Genomic DNA, 13,942 nt, shown 5'->3' on the forward strand with positions numbered 1-13,942 from the left:
AGATTACCTTTTGGTCTTTCGGGCGAGGCGCAAACTTCGTTTTCGAAAAACCCGGGGTCGATGTCACCACCGTCCCCCGGCTACGCAGATCAAGCGTTATAGGCATTTTCGCCGTGGCTGTTGACGTCCAGACCTTCACGTTCCTGATCTTCAGGAACACGCAGACCAACGGTCAAATCTGCCACTTTGTAGCCAATGAAGGCCACCACGCCAGACCAAACGATAGTAATACCGATACTTTCCAACTGAACCAGAACCTGATGGCCCATGGTCACGCCTTCGGCGTAGCCCACGCCGCCAAGCGTTGTGGAAGCGAAGATACCGGTCAGGATACAGCCGACGATGCCGCACACGCCGTGCACACCGAAGACATCACACGGATCATCGACACGCAGTACGCGTTTGAGTGAAGTCACGCCCCACAGTCCAGCCAGTCCCGCGACGATGCCGAGGATCAGCGCGCCGCCAACCCCAATATAACCACAGGCTGGAGTGATGCCCACGAGGCCCGCAATCGCCCCGGAACATGCGCCCAGTAAAGAAGGTTTGCCACGCAGCGCCCACTCACCGAAGACCCAACCGAGAATAGCCGCAGCCGTCGCCACCACGGTGTTAACAAACGCCAGACCGGCAATTTCGTTCGCCGCGCTTGCGGAACCGGCGTTAAAGCCGAACCAGCCGAAGTAGAGGATGGCGGTGCCGATAAACACCATTGGCAGATTGTGTGGTTTGAACGCTTCTTTACCAAAGCCCACGCGTTTACCAATCAGGTACGCGCCTACCAGACCCGCGACTGCGGCGTTGATATGCACCACCGTACCACCGGCAAAGTCGAGCGCACCGTGGCTCGCCAGCAGGCCGCCGCCCCAAACCATGTGCGCAATCGGCACGTAGGAAAGTGTCAGCCAAATCACCACGAAGATAAGCACCGCAGAGAAGCGAATACGCTCCGCCAGCGCACCAACAATCAGCCCCACGGTGATACAGGCGAAGGAGCCTTGGAACGCGACATGGATGTACTGATAGAAGGAGCCCATCAGGTCAGTAATCTTAATATTTTTCAGCATCAGCCAGTCGAAGCTGCCGAAGAAGCTGCCGCCGGTACCGAAGGCCAGCGAGTAGCCATAAACCACCCACAGCACGCAAACCAGCGCGAACGTCACCGCCACCTGCGTCAGCATAGACAGGACGTTTTTACCGCGAATCAGGCCGCCGTAGAACAGCGCAATGCCCGGAATGGTCATAAACAGCACCAGTGCGGTACACAGCATCATAAAAGCGTTATCCGCTTTATCCACCACCGCCGGTGCCGCCATCGCCAGACCCGGCAACAGCGCCAGTGCGCTCAACCCTGTTTTTACCATTGTTTTTTTCATCATCTCTCACCCTATCTCTGTGCAGGCTGGGAATTACAGCGCCGCTTCGTCGGCTTCGCCGGTACGAATACGGATAACGCGCTGCAGTTCAGCGACAAAAATCTTACCGTCGCCAATTTTTCCGGTGTAAGCGGCTTTGCTGATCACGTCGACAACTTCATCGAGTTGATCGTCGGCGATCGCCACATCAATTTTTACTTTTGGTAGGAAGTTGACGCTGTATTCCGCGCCACGGTACAGCTCAGCATGACCTTTCTGACGACCGAAGCCTTTCACTTCTGTCACCGTTAAGCCCTGAATGCCAATTGAAGACAACGCTTCACGAACGTCTTCAAGTTTGAATGGTTTGATTACGACGGTAACCAGCTTCATAGATCCCCTCCAGTCAGAATTCGGTAATGGCTGCGAACACGAAAGAGATAAAGCAAGGGGCGTGCCAGAAATGAAAATCACGGCGTCTAGCGGTAAAATCAGGGGTTGCGTCAGTAGGATGGCGGGATAAAAAAGAAAAACGCACCATGCGAGTGCATGATGCGTATTACGACGTCATTGTGTTAGAAAAATGCCTGACGCTGGTGCATTAGGCGGTCAATGCATCTTCCTGAGCACTGGCAGCAAGTTCCTCGCCCGCCAGCTGCAGCTGATACATCTGCCAGTAACGACCTTTCGCTTCAAGCAGTTGCTGGTGAGAACCCTGCTCTACCGCTTGTCCACGATGAAGCACCATAATGGTATCTGCCTCAACGATGGTCGACAGGCGGTGTGCGATAACCACCAGCGTAGTGTGCTGTCGTACGGCAGCCAGCGCGTGTTGAATGGCTCGCTCCGTGCCGGAGTCGATATTGGCCGTCGCTTCGTCCAGAATCAGCACCTGCGGGGTATCAACCAGCACGCGGGCCAGCGCCAGCAGTTGCTTCTGCCCCACGGACAAATTGTTACCTTGTTCGCCAAGATGGGTGTACAGGCCATCGCTCATGCTCCGCACCATCTCCGCCAGTTGCACCGTTTCCAGCACCTGCCAAACCTGTTCTTCGCTGATATCGCGCCCCAAGGTGATGTTGGCAAAGAAAGAGTCGGCCAGCACCACGGGGTCCTGTTGCACCACGGCGATGCCCTCACGCAGCACCTGGTGGCTAAGCGTTGCCAACGGACGACCGCCAAGACGAATTTCGCCCGAATTTGGCGGGTAGTAGCCCATCAATAGGCTCGCCAGCGTGCTTTTGCCGCTGCCGGTATGCCCAACCAGAGCCACAAAGCTGCGCGCCGGAATCGACAGCGAGATATTTTGCAGCACCAGTTTGTCGTCGCGGTAGGCAAACGACACGTTGTCGATATCGATATCGCCGCTGGCAAGCGGTTTAATGTCGTGACCATACTGTTGACGCGGTCGGTCCATCAGCTCAAACACGCGTTCACCGGCGACCACAGCCTGTTGCAGCATCGACTGTTGGGTAGTCAGTTCAATCAGCGGTTCGTTGAGGCGGCCAAGGTAACTAATAAATGCATACAGCACGCCGACTTCAATCGAACCTGTGGCGCTGAAACCAAACAGCATCAGCAGACCGCACAGCACCAGCGTAGAGAACAAACTCAGTAGCGGACGCAGCAGGAAGCCATCAAGACGCAGCGTCTGCATGCGCGCCAGATAGTGTGAACGGCTCACATCACCGATGCGCTCACCAAAGCGCACCTGCTGACGGAACTGCTGGATAACGCTCATGCCGTTGATCACTTCGTTAAAACCGTCGTTAATATCCGCCAGATAAGCGCGAACACGACGCACAATAGGCGTGCTGTAACGCTGATAGATAATCATCACCGTCATCACCGCCGGGAAGATAGCCAGCGCCACTAGCGCCATCCGCCAATCGAGGCTAAACATAGCCACCAGCATCGCGCCAATCAGCGCCGCACTGCGCAGCACCGTCGCCACCACCGTGACGTAGAGATCGCGGATCACTTCCGTGTCGTTGGTCACCCGGGAAATCAACTGCCCTACCGGCTGGGTATCAAACTCAGACAGCGGCTGACGCAGGGCGGCATCCATCACATCAATACGCAACTGTTGCACCACGCCAACCGCTGCACGGTTAAACAGTAGTGATTGGCTGTAGTGCAAACCGGCAGCCAAAAGCTGTAGGCCGATATAGGCCGCCGCCAGACCGGCGACTTTGCCCCACGGCAGCACATCTTTCGCGACCATATTGTCAATGAAATAACTTATCAGTAGCGGCCCGCTCACTTCCGCCGCCGCCGCTATCCACAGCATCAATACCGCGATCGACAGCGGCTTGCGCCACGGAGAACCGTAGGCCAGCAGGCGCTTTAAAGTTGGCCACAGTTGCCCAAAACTACGCATTAGCCGCCTCCGTTTTTTCTTCTTCCGGCGCATCATTTAGCGCGGCTTCAAGCTGCTGGTAGCGGTACATATCGCGATACCAGCCCGACTGCGCGGATAACTGTTCATGCTGACCACGTTGGGCGATGTGTCCATGCTGCATCACAATAATTTCGCTCGCGTCGAGCAACGCCGACAGACGGTGAGCACTAATAATCAGCGTACGCCCTTCGCCCCACTGGCGCAGGTTGTGCAGGATTTGATGCTCGGTTCGACCATCGACCGCCGACAGAGCATCGTCGAGAATTAATATTTCCGCATTGAGCAGCAGCGCACGAGCAATCGAGATACGTTGTTTTTGCCCGCCGGAGAGCATCACGCCGCGCTCGCCAACTTCCGTATCGTATCCCTGCGGCAAGCGCAGAATGTCGTCGTGAACGCAGGCCAGACGAGCCGCCTGCTCGATCTCTTCTTGCGTTGCGCTCGGGCAGCCCAGCGCAATATTGCTGGCAACCGTGTCAGAAAACAGGAACGGCGTCTGGCTTACCACCGCCAGACGGCTACGCCACGCATCCAGCTGCAGCTGGCGCAGCGGGATATTGTGGAAGCGAATATCGCCCTCATCGACGTCAAAATGACGCTGGATAAGCGAGAGGATGGTTGATTTTCCCGAACCGGTTGGCCCACAGATACCGAGCATATGGCCGGGTTTCAAAGTGACATCCACGTCGCTGAGCATTGGTTTATCGGTCTGCGGATAGCTAAAACGGCGAATAGCCAGCTCAAGCGTGCCGCGCCCTTCCGGTACCGTTTCGGTGCCGTCATTAACCACCGGTGCTTCCGCCAGCAGCGTGCGAATACGGCTATAGGCAGCGCTGCCGCGTTCAACGATGTTAAACATCCATGCCAGCGCCAGCATCGGCCAAATCATCAGCCCTAAATACATCATAAAGCTGGTTAACTCACCGAGCGTTAATTCATCCTGCATCACCATCCAACTGCCGCCGGCAATCGCCAGCAGGTTCGCCATGCCGACCGCGATATAGATAGTCGGATCGAAACGGGCATCAATACGCGCCACGCGCATGTTCTTGATCCCGGTGTCAGCGGCATCAGCAGCAAACTGCGCGGACTGCCGATCCTCAAGGCCAAAGGCTTTGATCATGCGAATGCTGGTCAGACTCTCTTGGGTACGGTCGTTTAGGCTGGAGAACGCCGCCTGCGCCAGCTTAAAGCGTTCATGCAGCAGGTTGCCATAGCGATGAATGACCAGTGCCATGATCGGCATCGGCACCAGTGCCAGCAGCGTAAGCTGCCAGCTAATCTGCGTAGACATGACAATCAGCACCGCACAGCCCATGACCAGTGAATCCACCAGCGTCAGCACCCCTTCACCGGCGGCAAATACCACGCGATCGACGTCGTTGGTCGCGCGCGCCATCAGGTCGCCGGTACGGTGACGGAGATAAAATTCAGGATGTTGGCGGCTAAGCTGACGGTAGAAATCTTCCCGCAGTTCAACGGCCAACTGATAGGACGCACCAAACAGCAGCACGCGCCAGACGTAGCGCAGCAGGTAAACCACGATAGCAATCAACACCATGGTTCCGACCCACATCATGAGCTTTCCGGCCGTGAAGTGGTGTTGCGACACGCCATCGACAACAATACCCACCACTTTCGGTGGGATAAGCTGCAGGATGGCAATAATAATGAGCAGGGAAACTGCGCCGAGATAGCGACGCCATTCCCGGCGGAAGTACCAGCTTAGTTGAGCAAATAATCGCACGCGGTAAAATTCCAGAGATAAAGTGTTATCCGATGGGGAGAGCGGTGGTGGATTTAATCTGTTCCATCGCAAAGCTTGAGGTGACGTCCGACAGTCCAGGAACGCGATTCACCAAGCTTTTATAAAAATCATCGTAGCGTTTCATATCAGCAACCTGAACGCGCATCAGGTAGTCATATTCCCCGGCCATTCGCCAAAACCCGAGAACTTCCGGCATTTGCGTCACTTCGCTGACAAAGAGACTGTACCAGTCGCTGCTGTGGTGCTGCGTTTTAATCAGCACAAAGGCCGTCAGCCCCAGCCCCAGTTTTTCTGCATCCAGCAGCGCGACGCGCCCGATTAATACACCATCGTCTTCAAGACGCTTTAGCCGTTTCCAGCAAGGTGTGGTGGTCAGATTAACGGCATCGGCCAGCGCCTGCAAAGAGAGCGTGCAGTCATTTTGCAGCAGGGAGAGCAGCTTTCGGTCAATTTTATCTAGCATGGGCGTCACCGGGAGAAAACTTTTCTACTCTCATTGTATTTTAAAGGTCAGATGGCAACAATTTTTTCTGTGCTTTTCGCTATGCTGGGCACAAAATGACAAACGGAAAATCACAATGAATAGCACCTGGGTCAAACACGCGATTAGCGAAATTAACGCCGATTATCAACGTAGCGCCGATACGCATTTGATTCGTCTGGCGCTACCTGCCTTTCCCGGCATTCAGCTGTATCTGAAAGATGAAAGCACCCATCCTACCGGTAGCCTGAAACACCGTCTGGCCCGTTCATTGTTCCTCTACGGCTTATGCAACGGTTGGATCAAAGAAGGCACCACCATTATTGAATCCTCCTCCGGCTCCACGGCGGTTTCCGAGGCGTATTTCGCGCGCCTGCTGGGATTGCCGTTTATCGCGGTGATGCCTTCGTGCACCGCGAAACGCAAGATTGAACAAATTGAGTTTTACGGCGGACGCTGCCACTTCGTGGAAAGCGCCTGTGAGATTTACGCCGCGTCAGAAAAACTGGCCCGAGACCTGAACGGTCACTATATGGATCAGTTCACCTACGCCGAGCGCGCTACCGACTGGCGCGGTAATAACAATATCGCCGACAGTATTTTCCGCCAGATGTCACATGAACCTCATCCGGTTCCGGCATGGGTGGTGATGAGCGCCGGTACTGGCGGAACTTCAGCGACCATTGGCCGCTATATCCGCTGTCAGGGCTATGAAACTCAACTGATGGTCGTCGATCCTGAGAACTCGGTATTTATGGACTATTGGCAGCATCGCGATGCCAGTCTGCGTGGATCTGTTGGCAGCAAAATAGAAGGGATTGGCCGTCCGCGCGTCGAACCGTCGTTTATTCCGGATGTAGTCGATAGCATGCTGCGTGTCCCAGATGCCGCAAGCGTCGCTACCGCCCAGTGGCTGGAAACTCAGCTTGGCCGTAAAGTGGGTGCGTCTACCGGTACCAATATGTGGGGCGCGCTCCAACTGGCATCACAGATGCGTGCCGAGGGTAAAAGCGGCTCCATTGTGACGCTGCTGTGCGACAGCGGCGAGCGCTATCTCGACACCTATTACAATCCACAGTGGGTGGCGAAAAATATCGGCGACGTGATGCCGTGGCATCAGCAGATTCAACAATTGCTCGGACAATAAAAAAAGCCAGGCATTATAGGATGCCTGGCTTGCTGGAAGGTCTCTCTATTCGGGGGAATATGGAAGATTGGGTGTATCCAGCCAATGCGTTAAATAGTGGGAAACAGCTTGGTTATTGCAGTTTCCGATAACCGGCAGGTGGGGCAGCGCGGCCTTGAGTTGCCCCATAGCGTTACCCATAATCACCCCACGGCCTACTAGCCCAAGCATTTCGCGGTCGTTCATCGCGTCACCAAAGGCCATGCACTCGTCCATGCCGACGCCCAGATGTTCGCCCAGAACCGTCAGCGCCGCGCCTTTATTGCTCCCGACCGGCAATACTTCTAGACAGTCCACTGCCGAAAAACAGATATGCGCACGTTTATCTAAGGCTTCGGTCAACTGGATGCGCAGACGACAGAGATCGTCGTGATCGCCGCAGAAACAGACTTTCGTCACCTGATGCGCCGGCATGCGGCGAAGATCGCGAAGCTGATAGTGGAATCCGCTATAGACATGAGCTTGGAGCATTTCGGGGATATCGCGGCCGGTAAACCAACCGCTATCGTTAAAGACATGCATGCTGGCCTGGGTATCCCAATGGCTGTGCAGCACCTCTTCGGCGACATCCGGCGGCAGATCGCTGCGATGCATCATTTCGCCCTGCAGCGAGTGAATACGCGTGCCGTTGCCAGTAATGAGAAAAGCGTTCAGCGACAGCGTGTCAATCAGCGGGCGCATCTCCAGCACGTGGCGGCCGGTAGCAAAAGTGAGCGTGATTTCGCGTTCGCGCAACCGCTTCAGTACCGCGATAGTCTTGTCGCCCAATCGATGGTCAGGCATCAAAAGGGTGCCATCCATATCAAATGCTGCCAGTCTTGCCATTATTTATCCCGCCTGTGATCGCTCTCTCTTGCCACCCAGTATCTGCTGGGATATACGGAAGTAATACTGAATAGTTAACTTTTATTGTTCCGGGTTTATATGCGTCTGTTAAATCGTTTAAATCAGTTTCAGCGCCTGTGGCAGCCCTCACAGGGAGAGATGCAGCAGGTGGCTATCGCCGAACTGGCGGCGCGCTGCTTTTGCAGCGAGCGACATATGCGTACGCTACTACGCCAGGCACAAGAAGCCGGCTGGCTGAGTTGGAAGGCACAGTCCGGGCGAGGCAAGCGTGGAATTTTGGCATTTCACACCACGCCCGAAGCGCTGCGCAACGAGATGATGGAAACAGCCTTGGAACGCGGCCAACAGCACAACGCGCTGGAACTTGCGCAGATTGCGCCGGTGGAGCTGCGGGCGCTGCTGCATCCGTTCCTTGGCGGTCAGTGGCAAAACAATACGCCAACGCTACGTATCCCCTATTACCGCCCTCTCGAACCGCTACAGCCGGGTTTCCTTGCCGGGCGCGCCGAACAGCATTTAGCCGGACAGATTTACTGCGGGCTGACCCGTTTTGATCATGATGCGCTACAACCGCGCGGCGATCTGGCGCACCATTGGTCGGTTTCTGAAGATGGCCTGTGCTGGCAGTTTTATATTCGCTCAACGCTTCATTGGCACAGCGGTGACGCGGTGGAGACCGACCAACTGCGCAGACGACTGTTGATGCTGCTGGATCTCCCAGAGCTGGCAAGACTGTTTTCCAGCGTCAAAGACATTCGGCAGACCCATCCACAGTGTCTGACCTTCAGGCTACATCGCCCAGATTATTGGCTGGCGCATCGGCTGGCCAGCTACTGTAGCGTGCTGGCGCACCCTGATGAACCACAGCAGGGCACCGGCCCTTTTATGTACAAAATATTCGAGCCCGAATTGGTAAGAATTGAAAGCCACTCCCGCTACCATCTGGGCCATCCGCTGCTCCAGGCTATCGAATATTGGATAACGCCTCAGCTTTTTGAGCAGGGTTTAGGCACCAGCTGTCAGCACCCGGTGCAGATAGCCATCGGTAAGCCAGAAGAACTCGGAAAATTAAGACTGGTGAGTCATAGCATTAGCCTAGGGTTTTGCTATCTGGCGCTACGCCAAAGCCCGCGCCTTAGCATGGCGCAAGCACAGCGGGTGATTTCACTTATCCATCGTTCAGGATTGCTGCAAAGCCTGCCTTTAGGCGAAAACCTGATAACGCCTAGCGAAGAGATGCTGCCCGGCTGGGCCATTCCGCTTGCGCATGATGACCCAGATGTCGCCCTGCCACCCCAGTTGACCCTGATCTACCATCTTCCCGTTGAGTTACACACCATGGCAGAGCAGTTAAAAACCGCCTTAGCTCAGCGAGGCTGCGAGCTGACGGTGATTTTTTACGATGCCAAAAGCTGGAATGGTTGTACCGACCTGCCACAGGCCGATTTGTTTATGGGCGACCGACTGATTGGTGAAATGCCTGAATACGCTCTGGAACAATGGTTACGCTGTGATGCGCTATGGCCTGCCCTGTTTACCGACGAACAAGCGTATCTCGTTCAACATTTGCTGGATGAAGCACAAACACAGCCGGACGATGCACAGCGCATTGCTGCGCTAAAGCACATTTTTACTCGTCTGATGCGCGACGCCATCGTGACGCCTTTGTTTAACTATCAATATCAGGTCAGCGCGCCGCCGGGCGTGAACGGCATTCGTCTGAATGCCCGCGGATGGTTTGATTTCTCTGAAGCCTGGCTGCCGCCGGATACCCGGTGAAGAAGCTGGTCGCCGTGGCGCACAGGCGTTAACATAGCGGCTTTCAGAATCACTGACAGGAAAAGCCATGAAACGTGCCGTTGTCGTCTTTAGCGGTGGACAAGACTCCACTACATGCCTAGTGCAGGCGCTGCATCAATACGATGAAGTTCACTGCGTCACGTTTGATTATGGCCAGCGCCATCGCGCAGAGATTGACGTTGCCCGCGAACTGGCGATTTCCCTCGGTGCGCGCGCCCATAAAGTGCTGGATGTTACCTTATTAAACGAACTGGCGGTCAGCAGCCTGACCCGCGATAGCATCCCGGTTCCCGATTATGAGCCAGAGGCCAACGGGATCCCCAATACCTTCGTGCCGGGACGTAATATTCTGTTTTTGACGCTGACGGCTATCTACGCCTATCAGGTGAAGGCCGAAGCGGTGATCACGGGCGTTTGCGAAACCGATTTCTCCGGTTACCCGGATTGTCGCGATGAGTTCGTGAAGGCGCTAAATCATGCGGTAAGCTTGGGGATGGCGAAGGATATTCGCTTTGAGACGCCGCTGATGTGGTTGGATAAAGCGCAGACTTGGGCGCTGGCGGACTACTGGGAAAAGCTAGAACTGGTGCGCAGCGAAACGCTGACCTGTTACAACGGCATTAAAGGCGACGGTTGTGGTCATTGTGCGGCCTGTAGCCTGCGGGCAAACGGGCTAAACCATTATCTGGCAGATAAGCCCGGTGTGATGGCGTCAATGAAGCAAAAAACCGGGCTGAAGTAGTCAATTCAGCAACAGGCCTAGTGAATTGCCGGATGGCGGCGTTGCCTTATCCGTCCTACGGGTGGTTGCCCGTGAATTTGAGCAGCTCTGCATTCAGGGGAAGTATTTGTAGGCCTGATAGGCGCAGCGCCATCAAGCAGCCCAGCGTGTAGGCCTGATAAGCGCAGTGCCATCAGGCAATTTCTGGCACAGTGCCGGATGGCGGCGTTGCCTTATCCGGCCTACATTTGGTTTATTCGACCATCGCCTCCAAGTGCTCGCGTAATTCCCCCTCCAGAGCCAACGCTTTTTGCGTCTTCAAGTCGATACAAACGAAAGTGATTTGTGCATCCGCCACCACCTGACCTTCTGGTTCCAGCGTCACGACTTGGCTTAGCACACCGCTTTTGCCATTAAGTTGCTCTACTTTGCTAGTGACGGTCAGCAGGTCGCCCAGCACCGCCGGACGTCGATAGTTAATGTTGATATTCACCACCACGAAGGCGATATGGTTCGCACTCATCCACTGGAAGCCCGCACTACTCTCGAGCCCGTCCCAACGAGCCTCTTCGAGAAACTCTAGATAGCGAGCGTTATTGACGTGTTGATAAACATCCAGGTGATACCCACGAACTTTGATTTGTGTCTGCATAGCGCCATAGCCTTATTATTTTATCCACTTTATCCTTCAAACTGCCTCTGCGTTGGCTGCATTCACTCGTCCCAGTCACGCTCTTATGTACGCTCTTGGGTAATAGCTCATCTGCCGCCTTGATACAGCTCGAATGATGTTGTGTATGTATTATGAGTTGAGTCAGAGGTCATACCACTGGTATGACCTCTTTAGTCTGGCAAATTTTCAGGCGAGTGCAACTACTCTGGATGAATTAAAGCGTGAGATGGTCGAGATTTCTCTCAACCAGTGAATGCCCCATTCCTGGGACCTGTTCGAGATCGTCGATCGTTTTGAAAGGCCCATATTCTTCACGATAGCTAACAATCGCCTGCGCTTTTTTCAGCCCGACACCGTTCATTGCCCTAGCCAGAGCCTCTGCCGACGCCGTATTGATGCTAACCCGAGTCACTTCATCCGCGCGGGCGTCGTGGTTCACAGATGCCTTAGCCTGCTCGCCTGATGCATCACTAGCTTTAGTCTGGGTTATCTGGTTTTTTACCGCAGCTGGCGCCGCCTGGACGCTAAAACTCATCCCAGCACAAGCCATAACAACGGCTACGGCGCACATTTTTATCCCATATTTCATTCTGACTTCTCCTTGTTGGTTGGTAACAAGGCAACCATAACGACAGACGAGAGGGCATTCAAAAGGCAGATTTTAAATGTGGAAAAGGCCGCGAAAGCGGCCTTTGAGGTGTACATCGCATTACAAAATTATGCGAGTCGGATTCCGATTACTGCTGCTGGTCGATGATATCGCCAAGCTTAATTTTCGCCGACTTACGCAGGTTGTTCATCATCGCTTCGAAAGAAATCTGCGCATTGTTCTGGGTAATACCCTGCACCATCGCTTTCTTCTGCGCTTCCGGCATTTCACCTGCTTTCACTTCGTCCAGCGCCAGCAGAACCACGTTGCCTTGCATATCGTTGCCGATACCGAAGCTTGGTTTGTCTTTCTGCGGCAGAGGCAGTGAGAACGCAGCCTGGCTCAGTGGATCCTGACCGGCACGGCTCAACGTTTTGCTGGCGCTAAAGCTCAGGCCAGCTGCTTTCATCGCGTCGTCACCTTTGCCATCTTTCAACGCAACCAGCAGTTTTTCCGCATCCAGTTTGGCCTGCTGTTCTGCTTTGTTGTGTTTTACGATATCGGTCACCTGCGCTTTGACTTCAGCCAATGGTTTTACCGCTTCGGCTTTGTGTTCGCTCACGCGCAGGATGAAGGCACGGTCGCCATCAACGGTAATGATATCGGAGTTGCTACCCGGCATACCGTTTTCGCCAACCAAGCCGCCGTTAAAGATAGCGTCGGATACCGGTTTAAAGTTCAGTTCAGCAGGCAGGTTGCTGTGGTCAAACCAGCCGGTCTCTACCGCTTTCACGCCAGCCGCTTGCTCAGCGCCCGCCAACGAGTCGTTCTCGTTGCTCGCCGCGTCGCTCACTTTCTGCTGCAGCGCGTAATACGCGTCGAGAGATTTTTCCTGCTTCACTTTATTGGCGATATCGTTACGCACGTCAGCCAGCGGTTTGACCTGAGCCGCTTGCACGTCATCAAGACGAGCAACCAGGAAACCAACGGAGGATTTAATCACGCCGGACAGCTGGCCTTTTTCTTTCAGGCCCGCATTTTTCAATTCGTCAGGGGTTGTGGCCTCTTCCAGCCAGCCCATGTCGCCGCCGTTGCGCGCAGAAATAATGTCAGCCGATTTCTCTTTCGCCAGGGCCGCAAAGTCGCCGCCTTTGTTCAGCGCGTCGAGTACCGCTTTGGCCTCGGCTTCCGTTTTGGTTTGGATAACGCTGTAACGGTTACGCTGAGGCTGAGTGAACTGATCCTGATGCTGATCGTAGTACGCCTGAATCTCTTCATCGGAGACGTTTTGCGTCATCGATGCGGCATCCAGCTTGATGTAGCTTACGCGGAACTGCTCAGGCGACACGAACTGACCTTTGTTTTGCTCGTAGTAGCTGTTGATTTCAGCGTCGCTGACCTGCTGCTTGGCCGCCAGTGCGTTAACGTCAATGGTCGCTTCACGAACCAGACGCTGCTGGGAAACCAGTTCCGCCAGCTGCTCGGTTTCACCTGGCAGCATAAAGTCGGTGCCGGCAACTGCGTTAATCAGCTGTTGAGTGGTGAGCTGGTTGCGCAGGGCTGCAGCGTACTGATCTGGCGTCATGCCCATTTGATTCACCAGCGCGGTGTAGCGGGTATTATCAAATTTGCCGTCAACCTGGAACGCAGGGGTGGCGAAAATGGCTTTACGCACCTGCTCATCGCTAATGCCAAGACCGAGGTCTTTTGAATACTGGTCAAGCAGCGCTTCGTCGATCAGGCGGTTTAAGACCTGCTGACGCATTGTTTTGATGTAGTTTTCATTGGCCGCCAGTTCAGAGAACTGGTCACCAAGCTGCTGCTGCATGCGGTTACGCTCGCTAGCAACGGCATTTTCAAACTGTCCGCGGCCGATTTCTTGGCCATTCACTTTTGCGGCAAAATTATTGTTACCGCCGATCAGGTAACCACTCACGCCGGTCAAAATGAACGACACGATAATGAGCCCGAAAATGACTTTGATCACGACGCTGTTGGCTGCCGTGCGTAAATTGTCCATCATGGTGTAACAACACTCCGCTGTAGGTGACAAATACCTCGTGCAGCATAGCATGTGATGGCTGCTGCGCGTGAGGGTGTATTTTGACAAGAAACCAGGGCG

General features: G+C 54.6%; 12 protein-coding genes. 3 read left to right on the forward strand and 9 right to left on the reverse strand.

Features of this window, described 5'->3' with window-relative positions:
* Positions 1 to 89: 89 nt before the first annotated feature.
* The 5 genes from amtB to AB4K05_RS05585 all read right to left on the reverse strand — a co-directional run bounded on the left by amtB (position 90) and on the right by AB4K05_RS05585 (position 5,987).
* Entirely contained in the window at positions 90 to 1,376 is a 1,287-nt protein-coding gene (amtB, locus tag AB4K05_RS05565) for an ammonium transporter AmtB (RefSeq protein WP_368479171.1), read from the reverse strand.
* A 33-nt stretch (positions 1,377 to 1,409) separates the two neighbouring features.
* Entirely contained in the window at positions 1,410 to 1,748 is a 339-nt protein-coding gene (gene glnK, locus AB4K05_RS05570) for a P-II family nitrogen regulator (protein WP_004858743.1), read from the reverse strand.
* A 208-nt stretch (positions 1,749 to 1,956) separates the two neighbouring features.
* A complete protein-coding gene (locus tag AB4K05_RS05575; RefSeq protein ID WP_368478995.1) occupies positions 1,957 to 3,735 on the reverse strand; it encodes a SmdB family multidrug efflux ABC transporter permease/ATP-binding protein in 1,779 nt (592 codons plus the stop codon).
* Positions 3,728 to 5,503, reverse strand: a complete 1,776-nt coding sequence (locus AB4K05_RS05580) for a SmdA family multidrug ABC transporter permease/ATP-binding protein (RefSeq protein ID WP_368478996.1) — start codon at positions 5,501 to 5,503, stop codon at positions 3,728 to 3,730. The genes AB4K05_RS05575 and AB4K05_RS05580 overlap by 8 nt, the downstream gene beginning before the upstream one ends.
* Before the next feature lie 25 nt (positions 5,504 to 5,528).
* Positions 5,529 to 5,987, reverse strand: coding sequence for an Lrp/AsnC family transcriptional regulator (locus AB4K05_RS05585; RefSeq protein WP_368478997.1), 459 nt, complete (start codon positions 5,985 to 5,987; stop codon positions 5,529 to 5,531).
* 115 nt (positions 5,988 to 6,102) lie between these two features.
* On the opposite strand from AB4K05_RS05585, the gene AB4K05_RS05590 reads away from it, so the two are divergent.
* Complete coding sequence (locus tag AB4K05_RS05590) at positions 6,103 to 7,152, forward strand: PLP-dependent cysteine synthase family protein (protein WP_368478998.1); 1,050 nt, start codon at positions 6,103 to 6,105, stop codon at positions 7,150 to 7,152.
* Between the two features lie 45 nt (positions 7,153 to 7,197).
* Here AB4K05_RS05590 and cof read toward each other — a convergent pair whose 3' ends face one another.
* A complete protein-coding gene (gene cof / locus AB4K05_RS05595; RefSeq protein WP_368478999.1) occupies positions 7,198 to 8,016 on the reverse strand; it encodes an HMP-PP phosphatase in 819 nt (272 codons plus the stop codon).
* Positions 8,017 to 8,115: 99 nt separating this feature from the next.
* On the opposite strand from cof, the gene AB4K05_RS05600 reads away from it, so the two are divergent.
* Both AB4K05_RS05600 and queC read left to right on the forward strand, forming a co-directional pair.
* Positions 8,116 to 9,816, forward strand: a complete 1,701-nt coding sequence (locus AB4K05_RS05600; protein ID WP_368479000.1) for an SgrR family transcriptional regulator — start codon at positions 8,116 to 8,118, stop codon at positions 9,814 to 9,816.
* A gap of 67 nt (positions 9,817 to 9,883) precedes the next feature.
* Entirely contained in the window at positions 9,884 to 10,579 is a 696-nt protein-coding gene (queC, locus tag AB4K05_RS05605) for a 7-cyano-7-deazaguanine synthase QueC (protein ID WP_368479001.1), read from the forward strand.
* A 232-nt stretch (positions 10,580 to 10,811) separates the two neighbouring features.
* Here the strand turns inward: queC and AB4K05_RS05610 are convergent, their stop codons facing one another.
* The 3 genes from AB4K05_RS05610 to ppiD all read right to left on the reverse strand — a co-directional run bounded on the left by AB4K05_RS05610 (position 10,812) and on the right by ppiD (position 13,843).
* Positions 10,812 to 11,210 carry a YbgC/FadM family acyl-CoA thioesterase gene (locus AB4K05_RS05610; RefSeq protein ID WP_368479002.1) on the reverse strand — a complete coding sequence of 133 codons (399 nt, stop codon included), beginning with the start codon at positions 11,208 to 11,210 and terminating at the stop codon, positions 10,812 to 10,814.
* 235 nt (positions 11,211 to 11,445) lie between these two features.
* Positions 11,446 to 11,820 carry a helix-hairpin-helix domain-containing protein gene (locus tag AB4K05_RS05615; protein WP_368479003.1) on the reverse strand — a complete coding sequence of 125 codons (375 nt, stop codon included), beginning with the start codon at positions 11,818 to 11,820 and terminating at the stop codon, positions 11,446 to 11,448.
* Positions 11,821 to 11,968: 148 nt separating this feature from the next.
* Positions 11,969 to 13,843 (reverse strand): peptidylprolyl isomerase, encoded by a 1,875-nt coding sequence (gene ppiD, locus AB4K05_RS05620; protein WP_368479004.1) that lies wholly within the window; start codon positions 13,841 to 13,843, stop codon positions 11,969 to 11,971.
* Positions 13,844 to 13,942 lie beyond the last annotated feature (99 nt).

Source organism: Kluyvera sp. STS39-E (genome assembly GCF_040932435.1).
In the GTDB taxonomy this organism is placed as follows: Bacteria; Pseudomonadota; Gammaproteobacteria; order Enterobacterales; family Enterobacteriaceae; genus Kluyvera.